This window comes from Vibrio sp. SCSIO 43132, from assembly GCF_019904195.1.
GTDB lineage: Bacteria > Pseudomonadota > Gammaproteobacteria > Enterobacterales > Vibrionaceae > Vibrio > Vibrio nigripulchritudo.
Genome location: NZ_CP063200.1, coordinates 1,181,732 through 1,200,027, shown reverse-complemented (window position 1 = coordinate 1,200,027; position 18,296 = coordinate 1,181,732). Strand labels below are relative to the sequence as shown.

The window sequence follows — 18,296 nt, the reverse complement described above, 5'->3', positions numbered from 1 at the left end:
AAGCCTATAACGCTTTGAATTCTAAATCTTGAGGTCGCCTAGGTATGCGGATAGACTGTTACCAGTAACATGAAATATTCGTTAAGTGATAACCAGTGAAGAAAAAACGGCCAACACTACAGGATGTCGCGGATTTAGTTGGGGTCACTAAAATGACTGTCAGCCGCTGCTTACGCGACCCTTCTCAGGTTTCTGAAAAACTCAGTGTCAAAATTCAGCAAGCCGTTGAAGAGTTAGGATATATTCCTAATCGTGCACCAGATATTCTTTCTAATGCCAAAAGCAAAGCCATTGGCGTACTTGTTCCATCTTTGACCAATCAGGTTTTTGCCGAAGTTATTCGCGGAATTGAGCAAATTACTGCGCCTGCTGGCTATCAGACTATGATTGCTCACTACGGCTATAGCGCCGAAGTAGAAGAACAGAATATTGCATCGCTACTCTCTTACAACGTGGACGCGATGATTCTCTCAGAAAACGAACATACCCCCAAAGCCAAAAAGATGCTGGAAGTCGCCTCGATTCCAGTTATTGAAATTATGGATAGTGTGTCTGAACGGCTCCAGCAAGCTGTAGGTTTCAACAATCATCAAGCCGCTAAATCTATGACGAAAGCTATGATCGATTCTGGTCGTAAGAATATTGCGTATTTTGCAGCTCGAATGGATCGAAGAACCCAATTAAAAATGGCTGGTTACAGAGAAGCGATGCAAGAGGCTGGTTTAGAACCTTTGGAATTGCAAACCGAGTCTGCCTCTTCCTTCACACTGGGCGCAGAGCTGTTAAAGCAAACGTTAAAAAGTAATTCAGATACCGATGGTATATTCTGCACCAACGATGACTTGGCAATTGGAGCATTTTACGAGTGCATTCGACAAGGCATCAGCGTGCCAGATCAGATAGGAATTGCAGGATTTCATGGTCATGATATTAGCCAGGCGATGACTCCAAAACTGGCCACTGTAATAACGCCACGTGAAGAGATCGGCATTCAGGCTGCTACTCACCTACTCAAACGACTTGCCGGGGAACCTATCTCAGAACCTGTCATCGATCTAAGCTATCAAATCAACATGGGTGAAAGCCTCTAACCCTCTCCCATGCCACCTAATCATTAAAAAAGGAGCAGAGGCTCCTTTTTCATTTTTTACTGACAGTCGGGATTAACCGAACCGACCGCCGATGTAGTCTTGGGTTAACACATGTTCTGGCTGCTCGAAAACGCGTTTTGTGGAGTTTACTTCTACCAAATTCCCAAGGTGGAAATAGGCGGTGCGATCCGAAACCCGCGAGGCCTGCTGCATCGAGTGGGTAACAATCACAATACTGAAGTTGTTTTTCAGCTCTTCAATCAGTTCTTCAATAATGCCTGTCGCAATAGGATCCAACGCTGAACAGGGTTCGTCCATCAGGATAACTTCTGGCGCAATTGCAATGGTTCGCGCAATACATAAACGTTGCTGCTGCCCACCAGATAATCCAGTTGCAGGCTGGTCTAGGCGATCTTTTATTTCTGCCCACAAGCCGGCGCGCTCTAAAGATTGCTGAACCAGTTCGTCCAGTTGATCTTTATCGTCTACCAAACCGTGGATTTTAGGACCGTAAGCAACATTATCGTATATGGATTTCGGAAACGGATTCGGGCGCTGGAATACCATGCCCACCTGAGAGCGCAGCTCCACCGTTTCAACACTTTTATCGTAGATATTGTTGCCGTCTAATGTGATTGAGCCTTTGACCATGCATCCGGGTACTGTGTCGTTCATGCGGTTCAGGCAGCGCAGGAATGTAGATTTACCACATCCAGAAGGGCCAATCATCGCCAACACTTCTCTCTCAGCAATATCCAGGCTAACTTCACGAATCGCTGGCTTTGCGCCAAATTCGTAGTCCACATGAACGTCGCGTGCTGACATTCTCGGGTTATCAACCAGTGGAATGCCAATGGTTCTGTCTGGCGCTGCCGCATGTTCTGGTGGATGGGCTTTTTCCATGCCAGAACCATCCATTGCGTCTACTGTTGTCGTAACCATAATTCTATCTCCTACCAACGACGCTCTAAGCGTTTGCGCATAACAACCGCGCATGCATTCATGAATGCCAGAAACGCCAGCAGCACCATGATTGCGCCAGAGGTGTTTTCGACAAATCCTTTTTCGGGGTTTTCAGCCCATAAATATATCTGCACAGGAAGTGCAGTTGCGGCATCCATCGGCCCTGACGGAATGTCCACAATAAACGCCACCATGCCTATCATAAGTAGCGGTGCAGTTTCACCAAGCGCCTGCGCCATCCCAATAATGGTCCCGGTCAGCATGCCCGGCATAGCCAGAGGCAGAACATGGTGCATGACCATTTGCATTTTGGATGCCCCTACCCCAAGTGCCGCATCCCGAATAGACGGAGGCACTGCTTTAATAGCCGCACGACTGGAAATAATGATGGTCGGCAACGTCATAAGAGTAAGTACCAAGCCACCAACCAGAGGGGCAGAACGTGGCAGGTCAGCAAAATTCAGAAAAATCGCTAAACCCAGTAAACCAAATACGATGGAGGGCACGGCGGCCAGATTATTGATATTGACTTCAATCAGTTCGGTCACCCGATTTTTAGGAGCAAACTCCTCCAGATAAATGGCAGCCGACACACCGATTGGGAAACTCAGAGCCAGAGTTATCAGCAGGGTGAAGAATGAACCCACTGTCGCCCCCCAAATCCCAGCAAGCTCTGGATCCCGGCTGTCGCCATTGGTGAAAAAGTTGGTATTAAACGTGGTATTGATACGCCCTTGAGCCTTTAACTCGCTAAACCATTCAATGTCTTTGTTTTTGAACTGGCGCTCGTCTTCCGGCAATCTCGCATCAATATTCCCCTTGTTAAACTGATTAACGTTGTCACCCGCCAAGGCGTAATACGTGATGGTTTGACCTACTAAGGAGGAATCGGCGAGCACTCGGTCACGCAGATCGTATTCCGCTCCATTTGATATAAAGCGATAGAGTTCGCGGCGTTCTCGTCTTGATTCAACGTCTGGCAGTGCTGCTTTTATCGCATCACGCAGAACGTTTCGGTAACTGGCACTAAAGAGTACCTCTTCAGAGAGATCACCGTCTTCAATTCTCAGCCTTTCATGTGACAGCGTCACTTCAAGTTTTATTTCTGTGGTATAAAAAGCGGTATAGCCTTCACTCACAATGGAAAAAATCAGCACGAAAAGAAAGCTGAATGCCAGTGATATCGAAGTAATACCATAAGCCTTAAAGCGGCTTTCACGCCCAAGGCGTCCGGCTAAACCCGACTGGATTCGCTCTTTTTTGATACTTGAGATACGTTGTAATTGATCAGTCATATTGTTCCCTATACTTCTTCACAATTCTCAGGGCGACAAAGTTCAGCGCTAAGGTGACAACAAATAAGGTTAAACCCAGAGCAAATGCAGCCAGTGTTTTGGGGCTGTCGAACTCCTGGTCCCCCACCAGCAGAGTCACTATCTGCACCGTTACTGTCGTAACCGAATCGAGAGGGTTTGCAGTCAGATTGGCAGACAATCCTGCTGCCATCACCACTATCATGGTTTCGCCAATGGCACGTGATACAGCAAGCAATAATCCACCTACCACACCCGGCAATGCTGCGGGTACTACCACGTGACGAATCGTTTCCGATTTGGTTGCCCCTAAGCCTAAAGATCCGTCTCTGAGAGACTGGGGCACTGCGGTGATCACGTCGTCAGACAAAGAAGAGACAAAAGGTATGATCATCACTCCCATCACTACCCCCGCTGCTAAAGCACTTTCTGATGAAGCACTGGAGATGCCAATTCCATGAGCAATGTCTCGAATGAAAGGAGCAGCAGTTAAAGCCGCGAAAAAACCATAAACAACAGTGGGAATACCGGCCAATATTTCCAGAACGGGTTTTACAATGTTTCTTACTCGCGCATCTGCATATTCCGCCAGATAGATTGCACTCATCAATCCAACGGGTGCGGCAATACACATGGCGATAAAGGAAATCATCAATGTTCCGGTAAACAGCGGAATAGCGCCAAATGCCCCACTCGCTCCTTCCTGATCCGCACGCAAAGCGATTTGCGGCGACCATTCCAGACCGAAAATAAAATCTGTCGCCGGAATAATCTGGAAGAATCTCACTGCTTCAAACAGCACCGACAACACGATCCCTGCGGTGGTCAGAATGGCTAAAGTCGAACAGAACAGCAGGAAGATTTGCAGCATCTTCTCTACGTGATTTCTTGCCTTGAGTTTGGGTCTGACTGCACGCCAGCCATAGGCTAAACCCAGTAAGGTCACAGACAGGATTGCAACAACTCGCAATGTGTTCCCTGTGGCGTTCAGGCTTTGGTAATGCTCAGCAGCACTCAGCATCGCTGCATCTTCCGAAGGCGTAATGCCTCGGGCGATGTTCACCACCTGGCTAAATGCCAGGCTCTCGGACCCTATCTGTTTAATGATTTCGCTCGGGACTTGCGCCATGACCAAAGAGGAAACCAGAGTTGGCTCCAGACTTTGCCAGATGACCAGTAATATAAGAGCAGGTACTGCGGCAAGTGCAGCAGCATAAGAACCGTAATAAGCCGGACGAGAATGAAGGCTGTTCAGACCGCCGGACTGAGATGCAACGGCCAACGAGCGTTGACGGGCCAGATAAAATGCTACGGCAGTGAGCGCGAGCAAAACGACAACCAGTGTCGAAGTATCCATACTACAACTCCTGAAATTAGAGGAAGGAGAACATCTCCTTCCTCGTTTGGAGTGACTACAGGTTCGGAGTCAGATCCATGGCTCCGTTACGTACCACTTTCCAGTCTCTTGCAGACAACGGGATTAATCCGCGGTCTGCCAGATAACCTTCATCGCCAATTGCGTCTTCTGAAGTGAAAGCACGAACGTATTCCTTAAGTCCAGGAATGACTTTTTCATGCGCTTTCTTCACGTAGAAGTACAATGAGCGTGAAACAGGGTAAGAACCGTCGCCAATGGCATTAAACGTTGGCGTTACGCCTGCGATTTTTGAGCCCTGAACCTTGTCTGAGTTTTGATCCAGGAAGCTGAATCCAAAGATACCGAATGCCGCTGGGTTCGCTTCCAGTTTCTGAACGATCAAGTTGTCATTTTCACCCGCTTCGATGAACGCACCATCTTCACGAATACCGTGACAAATCGCCTTATACTTTTTCTTGTCTGACTTTTTCAGAGCTTTAATTTCTGAGAACGTCTTACAACCGCCTTCCATTGCCAACTCTACAAACGCGTCACGCGTACCGGATGTGGGTGGAGGACCAAGCACTTCGATCTTCTTGTTAGGAAGCGCTGGGTTAACCTGACTCCAGGTTTTGTATGGGTTGTCGATATAGCTGCCTTTGCCGTCTGGTACGACTTTCGCCAGAGCCAGGAAGATGTCTTTCAGCGTTAAATCCAGTTGCTTAGACTTCTTAGAGTTTGCGAAGGCAATACCGTCGTAGCCTATCTTGATTTCCACGATGTCTTTGACGCCGTTCTTCGCACACAACTCGATTTCCGAGCTTTTAATTTTGCGAGAAGCGTTAGTAATGTCTGGTGTGTTTTCACCAACGCCTGCACAGAACAACTTCAAACCACCACCTGAACCAGTAGACTCAATCTTTGGTACAGAAAAGTTACTGGTACGTCCAAAGCGTTCTGCAACCACAGTTGCAAAAGGGTAAACCGTAGACGAACCAACGATGCTGATGTAGTCGCGGGAAGCAGCGGCGGCATGGCTTGCACCGAACACTGCTGCTGCGGCACAGCTCGCCGCGATCAAAGCTTTCAATTTCACAATCAACCTCCAAGTCGATTTAAACGTAGTGATCCAAAAATCTGGATTTGAAGTGTTTTTGCTCTGTCGAGCATTCTCAACATATCCCCGCTTATCTCGCTGGCAGTACATCCTTCACCCAGGAAAATCGCGGTTATGTTTTAGACAGTAGGAGGGCTAAATGACATTTAATTGACACTTTAATTAATATGATTTGACAGAAAAAAGAAGTGAAAGATCGATCAAAGATCGCTCATTCTTTTTTTGGGAGCTCGATATTTTACGTCTAGGGTTGAGTGACTGGTGATATGGAGAGTCGCTATGGAAAAGCCGAGCCGCCCGTTAACATTTAAGGGAAGAAGTACCTCAAATCAAACTGCAAAAGTACCTAATAAAGGGGGGCGAAAGCCGCGGGTGCTATTTCTGTGTGACGGTAAAAGCGCCTGGTCTGGACTCGCTGCATCCATTTTAAAAGAAAAGGCAGGCAGCTTTTTCGATATCTATGCCGCTACCTGCAATCATTCCGATCATACAACAAAAAAGCTACTTAAAAAGCTGGATATGGAGAGCATCAGTTGTGTCGAGGCTATGCAGTTGAGTTCCTGTAACCATCTGAATTACGACTACCTTATCGCACTCACCCCAAGTGCTTTGGCGAACACCAAAGCCCTCCCTTTGCATGACAAGTTCATTCCATGGAACATTGAAGATGAAAGCTACCCAGAGAGACAAATAAACGAGCAACTCAATTATCTTTTGTCTCTGTATCTGTACCAGTAAGCGATCAGAAAACCTACTTACATCTCTGCGAATTTAGCCAGTCGCCAAGAAACGCTTCAATTTGCTGGTAGTGACGAATGTTATAGTTGCTCACATAGTAACTGGCATAGACGTCATTGATTTTTGCACTTCTCAAACAGGTGTAATCTGAACCCGAGTCCGAGTCCGAGTCACACGAACCCCAGTATTCATAACCGTCTGCATTCTTTTGAAATGCCAACCAGTCGTATTGGCTTGTCCCTTCATGGAAATAAAGCGACTTCAACTCTTTAGATTGTTTGAGCTTTTTGTTACCAAGAGCGGGAATTTCAAAATCACTTTTGGTGAGGTTCACCATTAGGTTCTCGAAAATCTCACTGCCAGTTGGTAAGGTAACTTTGTGTTGAAACTTAGTGACATGCTTCGCTACTTCATCACCTTCAAAAAACAACGAAGGACCGTAACCGTCGCTGGAGTCGAAGCTCTGATCGCTACTATTCGCACTGCTCACACTACTAGGTGTCAGGTGGCTTTTTGGTAAACATACCTCACCCCATTTAAGAACTTCTGCGCTCGAACTACTACAAGCAACCAACGAAAGACACATGATACTTCTAATCATCTGACGCCTATTCCCTCATAACCAGTGTCTGAATCACAATCGTGGCAGTATTAGTTTCCATATGATCTCCCGCGTAATTGGCTCAGAAAATTCTATTCATACTGAAGATTTGCTGCACCTTATTTGAGGTCGTCTGGTTTGAGTTTGTAAAACGAGTTCGGCGGAATCCTGCAGCCCTGAACGTGCTCTTCAGCCCAAAGAGACATAGCCTGAACCACGGGCAATAATTTTTTTCCAGGTTGACATAAAAAGTATTCATATCTCACTGGTTTTTCCTGGTATGCCCTTTTATCGATCAACCCACTTTCCAGCATTTCTTTTAGCCGGCTAGCCAAGATATTAGTGGTGATGGATTCATCTGATTCTAAGAACTCTGCATAACGTCGCTTGCCCAGATACATATCTCTCAGAATAATCAGTGTCCATTTATCACCAACCAAATCCAAACAGTTGGCAAGAGGACAGATAGAACGTTTGTGCATTAGTACCTCAAATTAGTCACTTGCATTTTGCAAGTCTGCCATATAAGATTGTCACTTTCAAAATGCAAGTGACTTGTTTTAGGGAGAAATAATGATCAGTGATTACAAATGGAGTGAATCGACAAACGGGATCCTACTGGGTAAAGACAAATGGCAGTTTTATGGTTTGCTTATCAAGGGGCAGTGTCACGAAACCATTCAGCGCCTCATACGTTTCTGTGGGGGTCACCGAAAAGCTATATCAAGAATAAATCTGTCGAGTATTCCAGAACCAGACACCCTACTGGCTAAAAAGGCGATGCAGCTTTCTGTACAAAGTTGTGAACCAGAACTCTACCTGCATTGCTTGCGTACCTATTATTTTGGAGCCATGTTTGCGCAGTTCAAAAACCAGAAACCGGATTTGGAACTGTTGTATGTCGCATCATTGATGCACGACATAGGTTTAACCGAAAACTACAAAGAGCAAGCCCGTCATACCAGCTTTGCTGTTTCGGGAGCGAGAGCAGCCTATGATCTGGCTGAGCAATTCGAGTACAGAGAATCTTGGCGCATCGAACTCTATGAGGCTATTTCAAAGCACCTCAATCCGTACCTTTCTTCAAGAGGAAATAGCATTGAATCCATTTGCTTACAAAAAGGGGCAACACTTGACGTCATTGGTGCCTACCACTTTTTATTCCCTAAAGATCAAATCGCTAAGCTGAACAATCGCTTTCCACGTGATGAATTCCAACCGCATATTTTAGACACCATTGTTAACGTTCCTCACCACTCGTGTTCTCACGCTGGGATACTGTCTTGTTGTGGTTTCAAGAAGCTTGTTCAGAGAAACCCGTTGGACAGTTCAATAGTCACAACCTAGGTTAGTTCAATTCATTGGGGAGAGGTTGGTGACAATGAAAGCGAAACGCGAACATTTCAACAAAGCATCATCAATCATTAACTGGACTGTCATTTGAGCTTCCTAAGTTATTACCTAGAAACATTGTTACGACTTCAAGCAGGTTAATATGAAGCACAAACTTGATGTCAGAAGTATGTTTATCTCAGACCTTCACTTAGGGTTTAAAGATTGCAAAGCGGATTACCTCCTCGACCTTCTGAAAAATTGCCAAGCCGATACCCTCTATCTGGTCGGTGACATTATCGACCTCCAGTCCCTTCGAAAACGCATGTTCTGGCCATCCAGCCACCACAAAGTTGTCCACCGAATTATTAAGTTGCAGCAAAGCGGAACGCGGGTTATCTATATTCCGGGTAACCACGACGCTGCCATGCGGCGTTACATTAAGCAGTTCTTTGCGGGAGTAGAAATTCTGCCTTTCGCCGATTTTACATCGCTCTCGGGAAAACGCTTTCTGGTGTGTCATGGCGATCAGTTCGATTCTGAAGTGTGTCTGGGAAAATGGCAGGCAACATTAGGAGATGTTCTTTACGACCTTTTGCTGTTCATCAACCGTTGGTCAAATAAGTTTCGAACCATGTTGGGAATGGAGTACTTTTCTCTTTCCAACTACATCAAAGAGCGTATTCCCAAAGCCAGTCAGGCCATTACTCGCTATCAGGAAGCAGGGCTGAACTATGCCGAGAAAAACGGTTACGACGGCATCGTTTGTGGGCACATTCATTACCCGGAAGTGGTACACAGAGGTGAGATGGTTTATGTCAACGACGGTGACTGGATAGAGAACTGCACTGTTTTTGTCGAACACCACGACGCCAGTATGGAACTGATCTATTGGCCTAAGCATGTGGCATCTGTGTCCAAGATTGCCGCAGCTGCATAAGTGCCATTCTCATCTATGTCACTAAGGCTCTGATAAACTATCATTTAGTGGTTAGTCACCGAGAGCCTGAATAAATGAATGTTGAAAGCACCCTATCTTCACTTTACCGAGCTGAGTCGCCAAAAATACTGGCTTCTCTTATTCGGATTTTCGGTAATCATAATATCGATCTTGCGGAAGATATGATGCATGAAGCGTTCAACACGGCGCTGCTTCGCTGGCAAAATGATGGTTTGCCCGATAATCCGAAAGCGTGGTTGATTCAGACGGCGAAAAACCGCGCCATCGACCTTATCCGTTCTCAAAAGAATAAAATTAAGCTTTCTGAACAGCTTTCCGATTTTCTGGAAAGTGAATGGACAATGAGCCATTCGGTAGAAGAATCCTTTCACGAACCCTTTATTCGGGATGAACAACTCCGGTTAATTTTTCTAAGCTGCACGACAGACATTAAGCCTCAGAATCAGATTCCTTTTATTCTCAAAGCGCTGTGCGGTTTTAATAACAGGGCTGTTGCCAGTGCTTTGTTGCTGCCTGAAGAAACAGTGAAGAAACGTCTGCTTCGCACTAAACAGCAACTAAAAGAACTGCCCGATCAGCTGCCTAATGAAGCGGATTACCAACAGGTGATCGAACGCGTACATACGGTGGTTTATTTACTTTTCAATGAAGGATTTCATTCTACCGACCACAAATCCGCCATTCGAAAAGAGCTCTGTATCGATGCCATTGCTTTACTCAAGCTGGTCATTGAGCACCCTACTCTGCCGAATAAAGAAACCTTATCCCTCTTTGCACTGATGCATTTTCACCTTGCGCGCATTGACACTCGTTTGGATGAACACGATTCTCTTATCCCGCTCAATCTGCAGAATCGCAGGTTGTGGAATCAACATTACATCGCCGCAGGTTGCCAGATGCTGGCTGTTGCCAAAGCTTACCGCGACCCACGAAAAGGTCGATTTTTTCTCGAAGCCAGCATTGCCGAGAAACACTGCGTCAGTGCGCATTTTGAAGATACCTGTTGGTTTGACATTGTTGAGCTGTACAAGGACTTGGTGGAGCAAACAGATTCCGATGTTGCACGACTTAACCTTGCGGTTGCGCTGGGCTATGCGGGGTTCTCCGAACAGGCTATCGGCGTTGTAGGCAATTTGGGGAAATCGCCTGTTCTGTCCAAAACGCATATGCTGGATGCGACACTTGCTCATTTGTACGCCATGGCAGGCGATAAAGACAAGGCACTGGCTTACGCTAAATCGTCTGGAAAAAAAGGCGGAACACCACATGAGCAACAATTGATGAGGCAACAACTGGACCATTTATTAAAAGTGGAACCTAAAAACACGTCGCAGAAATAAACGTCTTCCTCCTTTCTTAAATAAGATACTTAAAAGAAATAAATCCTCGCTAAAAATTCAATAAAAGCCCATCTATTTTCATTTTTAAAACAGATAAACGACCTTGGCGTTGATATTATCAAATCGTGGATTTATTTAATTCCCATTAAAGAATTCAAATAAATTTCATATGCGGTTCATATACTCAAGTAACCTCAAGATGCTAGGTTCAGCGAGAATTAAATGGTTTTCAGACAAGACACCGATTTGAAGATCTAGTGGTTCTAAATCAAGAATCGGTAACGCAGTATGAAAGCCAGTTAAACTCGCCCTTGGGAGCCCATATTCTGTCCCACTTCTTCGTCAAAAAACTTGGAAAGGACGAGTCATTCCGCTGCGTTTCTTTCCTTGAATTGGAACAGAATATGAGGCTCTGAATCCTGCACATTGAGGTCACTTGAGTATACACTAAGCTCAATTTGACTGGCTATATACGTGCCCAACTGTTATCAGAAGTTAGGGTATCTATATATTTCAGGTCGTCACCTTTATTAGACAAACCTTACCTGAAAAATAGCTTTTCCTTGAGCTCAAATTTATCTCATTAAAGTCGCCGATTATTTAATTTAAACGGCTGATACTTTTATTTAGGAGCCACGCATGAATAATAAATTTATCCCAATTGCGTTAGTTTCATTTTTATTAACCACTCCCACACACGCCTCTGGTCCGGCTAGCGCCAATGTTATGGATTATGGTGCGGTAGGAAATGGTATTACTGATGATACTAGTGCATTTAACGATTGCCTCAGTAATAACCAGGTATGCTGGGTCGAACCGGGAAAAGCTTTTAAGGTTGCCGACGTAAAAATGAACGAAGGGAACCGACTTATCGGCTTTGGAAGCGTTCAGTATGGCATGGTGAAGTACCAGGGTAGCTCCCCCTATGACGAAGCGTTAAAACCTGTTTTGATCGGGGGAAGTGGAAACAGAACGGAACCTTCAATAATTGATGCCAGCTACGTCAGTGTTGGTGCAGGCATTGAGGGTATTACCATTGATTGTGGTGGACAAACCATGAATGGTATATCCGGAGGAAGTAATCAGTTAACCGTCCAGGATGTGACCATCGTGGGATGCAAAAACGGAATTGGCGGCTCAGGTCAAAACCAGAGCATCGATTCATACACCAGCAGTGCACACATAACCAACAGTACTTTTGGCGGCAATGAAATTGGCGTCGCAAACCTTGTTGACTCGTTTGTGGTAAACGGCGATTTTGCCAATAACAGTAATATTGGGCTGTACTTAGGGGCTGGAGCCAACGCCAACACAATAGTTAACACGCGCTTCGAATGGAATGAAGGACCAGGGATATCCAGCTACGGTGGAACAGCGCAAAATTCAATTTCAAACAGCTTTTTCGATCGCAACCACGGTCCGGGGATTGTACTGATTGGCGTGGAAAGCATGACAATATCAAACAGTTCGTTCAACCGGAATGGCTCGATAAACAATGCAGGTAATGATGCTCAGATTGATATGTACAATTCCAGCAATATTAGCATCACGGGCAGTACCAGCACAGTTGGACAAGATGATGGAGGCATCGGTGTGTTTACACCTAAATACATCATTGCTTATGGGGGCACGAACAAAAACATTTCGATAGCCGGAATGGCAACATCTGGAAAGTTCAGTAGCTCAAATCCTGATGGATCCTATACGGTAGCACCAACAAAAGGACAGGAGCCTACCGAAGGATACAGTGTGGTCGGCGTGAACGACATTCCCGATACCCAACCGACAGTAACTGGCATAACGGCATATTCGGGTGGCGGTCGATCAAACGCCAAACTTTTAACCTCTACGGTCAATACAGTAAGTACTGCGGGCGCAAATAATGCTTCGGTCAAACTCACCAAATGTGTTACGGGCAGACAACAGACCATAGCTAATGAGAGTGATAAACCCATTAAAGTTTACGGAAAAGGCAGTGACAAAATAAATGGCAACGCTGCTCATTTAGGCATTGTCCAAATCGAGTACTCGATCGCCACTTATGTTTGCGTAAGAAGCAACAATTGGGCACGCATAATGAGTAAGGATTAGAGGCAAGTCACTATCTAAAACGACAAAAAAGCCCAGACACTCTGCGTGTCTGGGCGTTAAATAAGGCAGGAATGACAGGTTAGCCCATTTGCATAATTTCACGGATTTCCACAGAACAGCCGGGATGATTAAAGATCGGGCAAGTTTTAGTGATTTCTACCGCTTCATCATAGCTTTCTGCTTTCACAATCGAGTAGCCAGACACCAGCTCTTTAAACTCAATCGCGGCAATATCCGTTACTACACCATCGGCATTTACACGTTTGCCACCGTAATTTAGCGGATCTCCACCATCGACCAGTTGATCTTTCGCTCTTAGTTTTTCCATCCAGTCAGTCCAGGCTTGCATCGCGGCTTCCATATCCGCAGGTGTAGTGTTTGTTGCCCATTCGGGATCGCCACCAACATAAATCAACATGTAATTACTCATTGTTTTCTCCTTGTTAAATACACTTTTATTGTTAGAACTAACCTGAATCAGTTAGCTACTTACTAGACGAACCACACTTCCGCTCGAGGACACTTTTTCTAAAAAAATTTCGATTTTTTCATTTTTTCTTAATTTTCAGCTTCTTGAATAAATAGGCTATTGCGCTCATCTGTACTTTTGCCTGCAATTCCGTAAAATCCACCGCTCATTGTTACTATGAGTATATAAGCGAATATGTCTTCTGCTGTTTCTTACTTCACCCGATTCCAGTCATCCATTGAAGGCTATTCCCTACCCGAACGGTTTACGTTTCCGTTTTATTACCAACCTCATCCGCTTTGTGAACTGGCTTCGCAAGAGCTTCAGGCACATATTCAAACTCAGACCGACTGGGTACACGACTTTGGTTTGGGCGACGATCCATCTACTGGCAAAGGCAAAATGTTCGGTATTCTGCTGGTTCAGAATGAACTTGGCGAACTGGGCTATTTATCAGCATTCTCCGGCAAAGTAGCGGATAGCAACCATCTTCCGGGTTTTGTTCCACCGGTGTACGACTGGCTGGCAGACGACAGTTTCGTTCAGGCTGAAATGGATGAAGTGACCAAGGTAAACACCCAGGTGGATGCACTTAAGGTGAATCCCGATTTTGGCGTGTTTGCCGAAAGCCTGTCAGAACTCAAAAAACAATCAGAAATCGAGCTTGAAAAGCAGCGCCAGAAAATGATTGCCGGACGAGCCAACAGAAAAGCACTGAGAGCCGAAGCAGAAAACACTCTGAAAGGTGACGAACTGGATGCGCTTAAGGAAGAACTTGGCAAACAGAGTGTTGCGGAAAAGAACCAACAGAAGCACTTGAAACTCAAGTGGCAACAACGAATTGATGAAGTGCAGCAGAATTTAGACGCCCTAACTGCCGAACTGGAAGCATTGAAAGAAAAACGCAAAGCGCTGTCTGCCGCACTGCAAAACAAGCTGTTTGATCAGTACCGCTTCTTAAATCAGGCGGGTGACGAAAAGTCACTGCTCGATATATTCTCTCAGACGACCAACCCAATTCCACCCGCTGGTTCTGGCGAATGCGCTGCACCTAAACTTTTGCACTACGCGTTTGCTAACCAGTTAAAGCCGGTCGCTATTGCGGAGTTTTGGTGGGGCGTTTCACCAAAATCGGAAGTTCGCCAGCATAAAAAATATTACCCTGCCTGCCAAAGCAAGTGCCATCCGATTTTAGGTCACATGCTGGAAGGCATGGAAATGGATGAAAACCCACTGCTAAAAAACCCGGCAGAAGGGAAAGAAATCGACATCCTCTATCAGGACGAAGCCATCGTTGTCGTCAGCAAGCCTTCGGAGTTTCTCTCTGTACCCGGTCGTTTTATTCAGGATTCGGTTTACCACCGCTTGCAAGAACGTTTCCCAGATGTAGAAGGTCCGTTTGTGATTCATCGGCTCGACATGTCTACCTCGGGCATTCTGGTTTTTGCTTTGACTAAGCGAGCAAACAAAAGCCTGCAAAAACAGTTCATTACCCGACATGTTCAAAAGCGATATGTGGCACTGATAGAAGGCTCTCCCGAAAGCGACAATGGAGAAATTCATCTGCCGATGCGCGGTGATCCTGACGATCGCCCTCGCCAGCTCGTCTGCTATGAACACGGAAAACCCGCCGAAACTAAATGGGAAGTACTGGAGCGATTCGGGTCGCGTACTAAAGTCCGTTTGTACCCAAAAACCGGGCGAACCCACCAGCTCAGAGTTCATTGTGCTCACCAACAAGGACTGCATATGCCAATCGTCGGTGACGATCTGTATGGCATTAAAGAGAACCGCCTTCACTTACACGCCGAATGGCTTGCTTTTGATCACCCCTACTCCAAAGAACCCATGGAGTTTCAGGTTGATGCTGACTTTTAAACCTTTATTTAATCGTTTCTTTCGGAACAGGCTTCCTAAGTTTGTGAAAAACCTCTGATTATTAGGGATTTAAAGCCTATACAGTATGTTCAATGTTTATAATCCAACCAAACAAGTTGCATGGAAGATACTGTGTCATCAGAAGAAATCGAAGGGCGTCGCCCGTTAAAAGTTCGCCAGGTTGGGATCAGCAGGAAAATCGCTGCCTGGCTTGCCCGCCGTTCCGTCACTCCTAATCAAATATCCATCGCCAGTGTTGTGTTTTCAGCATTGGCTTCAGCCGCTTTAATAGCTCAATCTTTTGCGCCTCAAACATGGCTGGTTAATACGCTATTAGTTTGTGTTGCTCTGTTTATTCAGTGTCGCCTGCTTTGCAATCTTTTTGACGGCATGGTGGCAGTAGAAGGCGGTAAAAGTACACCTTCTGGCGAACTGTTTAACGACATTCCCGATCGCATCGCTGACTCCCTTATTTTCATTGCACTGGGGTATTCCCTTATCCAGCTTTACCCATACGCGATTCACTTGGGTTGGCTCGCGGCATTGCTGGCAGTTGGAACGGCTTATGTTCGTACCCTTGCCACCGCAATCGGCAGCAAAACCGATTTTCGTGGACCAATGGCAAAACAGCACAGAATGGCGCTGGTTACATTTGGGACGATTGCCACCATTTGGGAGCAAATCTGGCTGCCACAAGGAGCTGTTTTCCTCACCGTTTTGGTGGTGGTCAATTTGGGTTGTGTGATCACCTTAGTAAGAAGAGCACGCGCCGCCTATCTGTATCTGGAGAATCGGCCACAAAGTACGCCATCAAAAGAAAATAGCGCAGAGGAACAATAATGTTTGGAATTCCTCAACACTCCTTCTACGTCATGGCGTTGGTGCTGGCGCTACTCTGCATAGGCACCTTGGTTTGCTGGTTTAAACAGGTTAAACACCCCGACAAAGACTATACGGAGCTGAGCCAACGCATCACCTCTTGGTGGTGGATAATTGGATTGGTGTTCTTTGTTCTTATCCTAAGTAAAAATGCTGCCATCGCCTTTTTTGGGTTTGTAAGTTTTCTGGCACTAAAAGAATTCCTGTCGATCATTCCCACCCGATTGGCCGATCGCCGAGTGATTTTATGGGCTTACATTGCCATCCCACTTCAGTACCTCTGGGTAGGATATGAATGGTACGGAATGTTCCTGATCTTCATTCCGGTGTACGTCTTCCTGTTTCTGCCTATGCGAATGGTTTTGCTGGGAGACACTAAAGGGTTTATCCACTCTGCTGGTGTCATCCACTGGGCAATGATGCTTACGGTTTTGTGTATCAGCCACATTGCTTATCTGTTAGTGCTTCCGGTGAAGAACCCAGAAGCGGGTCACATTGGTCCTATCCTCTTTCTGCTGTTTATGACCCAATTGAATGACGTTTCGCAATATGTCTGGGGGAAATCTCTGGGTAAGCACAAAATTGTTCCCAAAGTTAGCCCCAATAAAACATGGGAAGGATTCATTGGAGGCGTTGTTACCATCTCATTGATGAGCGCATTGATCGCCCCGTTTTTGACGCCGTTTTCTCATGCTCAGGGGTTGCTGGCAGGTGCCTTGATTGCCTTCTCTGGCTTTGTTGGGGATCTGGTGATTTCTTCTGTGAAGCGTGATTTGCAAATCAAAGACAGCGGTACTCTGATTCCGGGTCATGGCGGTGTTCTGGATCGTCTTGATAGCCTCACCTTCACCTCCCCGCTGTTTTTCCATCTGCTCTACTACCTTCATTACTAACAAGGAACAAAGAAGATGAACCGACTAATAAAAGTATTGTTCTTTGCTCTGGTAGTGAAGCCGTTTGTGCTGGTGGTGATCGGCTTGAACACCAGAGGAAGGGAAAACCTGCCGGGTCAGGGAGGATATGTGGTGATTGCGAATCACAATAGTCACTTAGATACCTTAGTGCTCATGAGCCTGTTCCCTCTTTCACAAATTCACAAAATTCGACCTGTTGCCGCTGCCGATTATTTTCTCGAACAAGGTGGATTCAAAGCTTGGTTTGCTAACGTTTGTATTGGCATTCTGGCTCTGGACAGGCAAGGAAAGTCCGACAGAAACGCTCTGTTCGACGAGTGCCACAAAGCCATTCATAACGGCGACATTCTCATTCTTTTTCCTGAGGGAAGCAGAGGCAACCCAGAAGAATTCAGCGAGTTGAAAAAGGGGATATTCTATCTGGTGGATCAGCACCCCGAGACGTCTATCATCCCTGTAATGATGCACGGTTTGGGCAAAGCGATGCCAAAAGGCAGCAAGATTCCCGTACCCTTTAACTGTGACTGCATCATCGGAGAGCCTCTTCCTAGATCTGACAGTGCGGATACGTTTCTGGATACCATTATCGAGTCCTTTACAGAGCTGTCAGAGCACTGCCTGACTCGAGACAAAAACAAAGCACTGGAATTCAACCAACCGGACTTAGTGGTTAAAACGGAAAGGCTCATGATTCGCCCTGTCGCACCCGAAGATAAAGAAGACTTACTCGGTTACCTTTCCAACCCGAATGTTGCTCAATATCTACCAGATGGCATTTATGACGAAGCCAAAGTTGACGCCTGGCTGGAGGAGCAACTGGAAACATCTCCTGTCGCCTACTCTTTAATTGAAAACAAGAGCGATACCGCAATCGGGCATATTCATTTCCACCCCACTTTTAACGACTACACCTATGAAATTGGCTGGGTGATTCATCCAGACTCGCAAAAGAAAGGATATGCGTTCGAAGCGGCGAAAGCGCTGATGGAACATGGCTTTGCCAAAATGAATATTCAACGTATCGTCGCGACGTGCCAGCCAGAAAATACTGCCTCTTATCAGCTAATGGAAAAGCTAGGCATGCGCCGTGAAGGACACTTTAAGCAGTGTATTCAGCGCTCGAACGGAGAATGGTGGGACGAGTATTTTTACGCCATATTAAAAACGGAAATGTGAGGCATTGCCTCAAACTTCATCGTTCCACAAGGGTATATTATGTACAGCAAGCCTTCCAACTATGAAGACTTGCTGT

17 protein-coding genes and 1 pseudogene are annotated in these 18,296 nt (G+C 45.9%); 11 read left to right on the top strand and 7 right to left on the bottom strand.

The window, feature by feature from the left end:
• The first annotated feature begins 95 nt into the window (after positions 1-95).
• Entirely contained in the window at positions 96-1,091 is a 996-nt protein-coding gene (gene gntR, locus INR79_RS23575) for a gluconate operon transcriptional repressor GntR (protein ID WP_022599270.1), read from the top strand.
• Positions 1,092-1,163: 72 nt separating this feature from the next.
• Here the strand turns inward: gntR and pstB are convergent, their stop codons facing one another.
• From pstB to INR79_RS23555, 4 genes are all read right to left on the bottom strand, one after another.
• Complete coding sequence (gene pstB, locus INR79_RS23570; RefSeq protein ID WP_198763758.1) at positions 1,164-1,916, bottom strand: phosphate ABC transporter ATP-binding protein PstB; 753 nt, start codon at positions 1,914-1,916, stop codon at positions 1,164-1,166.
• Positions 1,917-2,044: 128 nt separating this feature from the next.
• Positions 2,045-3,349: a phosphate ABC transporter permease PstA gene (gene pstA / locus INR79_RS23565; protein ID WP_223097171.1), complete on the bottom strand. Its 1,305-nt coding sequence runs from the start codon at positions 3,347-3,349 to the stop codon at positions 2,045-2,047.
• Complete coding sequence (pstC, locus tag INR79_RS23560) at positions 3,342-4,724, bottom strand: phosphate ABC transporter permease subunit PstC (protein ID WP_022607680.1); 1,383 nt, start codon at positions 4,722-4,724, stop codon at positions 3,342-3,344. Before pstC ends, pstA begins: the two co-directional genes overlap by 8 nt.
• A 55-nt stretch (positions 4,725-4,779) precedes the next feature.
• Positions 4,780-5,820 (bottom strand): PstS family phosphate ABC transporter substrate-binding protein, encoded by a 1,041-nt coding sequence (locus tag INR79_RS23555; RefSeq protein ID WP_223097170.1) that lies wholly within the window; start codon positions 5,818-5,820, stop codon positions 4,780-4,782.
• Positions 5,821-6,120: 300 nt separating this feature from the next.
• On the opposite strand from INR79_RS23555, the gene INR79_RS23550 reads away from it, so the two are divergent.
• Positions 6,121-6,579 carry a hypothetical protein gene (locus tag INR79_RS23550; RefSeq protein WP_004400361.1) on the top strand — a complete coding sequence of 153 codons (459 nt, stop codon included), beginning with the start codon at positions 6,121-6,123 and terminating at the stop codon, positions 6,577-6,579.
• A 13-nt stretch (positions 6,580-6,592) separates the two neighbouring features.
• On the opposite strand, the gene INR79_RS23545 is transcribed toward INR79_RS23550, so the two are convergent.
• Positions 6,593-7,180: a hypothetical protein gene (locus INR79_RS23545; protein ID WP_223097169.1), complete on the bottom strand. Its 588-nt coding sequence runs from the start codon at positions 7,178-7,180 to the stop codon at positions 6,593-6,595.
• A gap of 119 nt (positions 7,181-7,299) precedes the next feature.
• Positions 7,300-7,662 carry a winged helix-turn-helix transcriptional regulator gene (locus INR79_RS23540; RefSeq protein WP_223097168.1) on the bottom strand — a complete coding sequence of 121 codons (363 nt, stop codon included), beginning with the start codon at positions 7,660-7,662 and terminating at the stop codon, positions 7,300-7,302.
• A gap of 91 nt (positions 7,663-7,753) precedes the next feature.
• On the opposite strand from INR79_RS23540, the gene INR79_RS23535 reads away from it, so the two are divergent.
• The 4 genes from INR79_RS23535 to INR79_RS23520 all read left to right on the top strand — a co-directional run bounded on the left by INR79_RS23535 (position 7,754) and on the right by INR79_RS23520 (position 12,904).
• Entirely contained in the window at positions 7,754-8,527 is a 774-nt protein-coding gene (locus INR79_RS23535; protein WP_223097167.1) for an HD domain-containing protein, read from the top strand.
• A gap of 148 nt (positions 8,528-8,675) precedes the next feature.
• The gene (locus INR79_RS23530; RefSeq protein ID WP_223097166.1) at positions 8,676-9,452 is read left to right on the top strand and encodes a UDP-2,3-diacylglucosamine diphosphatase; all 777 of its coding nucleotides are present in this window, start codon (positions 8,676-8,678) and stop codon (positions 9,450-9,452) included.
• Between the two features lie 74 nt (positions 9,453-9,526).
• Complete coding sequence (locus INR79_RS23525) at positions 9,527-10,813, top strand: RNA polymerase sigma factor (RefSeq protein WP_223097165.1); 1,287 nt, start codon at positions 9,527-9,529, stop codon at positions 10,811-10,813.
• 639 nt (positions 10,814-11,452) lie between these two features.
• Entirely contained in the window at positions 11,453-12,904 is a 1,452-nt protein-coding gene (locus tag INR79_RS23520; protein ID WP_223097164.1) for a right-handed parallel beta-helix repeat-containing protein, read from the top strand.
• Positions 12,905-12,983: 79 nt separating this feature from the next.
• Here the strand turns inward: INR79_RS23520 and INR79_RS23515 are convergent, their stop codons facing one another.
• Positions 12,984-13,334, bottom strand: a complete 351-nt coding sequence (locus INR79_RS23515; protein WP_223097163.1) for a YciI family protein — start codon at positions 13,332-13,334, stop codon at positions 12,984-12,986.
• 234 nt (positions 13,335-13,568) lie between these two features.
• On the opposite strand from INR79_RS23515, the gene INR79_RS23510 reads away from it, so the two are divergent.
• From INR79_RS23510 to INR79_RS28200, 5 genes and pseudogenes are all read left to right on the top strand, one after another.
• A complete protein-coding gene (locus INR79_RS23510; protein WP_223097161.1) occupies positions 13,569-15,251 on the top strand; it encodes an RluA family pseudouridine synthase in 1,683 nt (560 codons plus the stop codon).
• 132 nt (positions 15,252-15,383) lie between these two features.
• Entirely contained in the window at positions 15,384-16,091 is a 708-nt protein-coding gene (locus INR79_RS23505) for a CDP-alcohol phosphatidyltransferase family protein (protein WP_223097159.1), read from the top strand.
• The gene (locus tag INR79_RS23500; RefSeq protein ID WP_004405767.1) at positions 16,091-17,023 is read left to right on the top strand and encodes a phosphatidate cytidylyltransferase; all 933 of its coding nucleotides are present in this window, start codon (positions 16,091-16,093) and stop codon (positions 17,021-17,023) included. Before INR79_RS23505 ends, INR79_RS23500 begins: the two co-directional genes overlap by 1 nt.
• A 15-nt stretch (positions 17,024-17,038) precedes the next feature.
• Positions 17,039-17,671, top strand: a pseudogene (locus INR79_RS28205) (lysophospholipid acyltransferase family protein); the annotation flags it as partial.
• 60 nt (positions 17,672-17,731) lie between these two features.
• Entirely contained in the window at positions 17,732-18,220 is a 489-nt protein-coding gene (locus tag INR79_RS28200; RefSeq protein WP_080564047.1) for a GNAT family N-acetyltransferase, read from the top strand.
• Positions 18,221-18,296 lie beyond the last annotated feature (76 nt).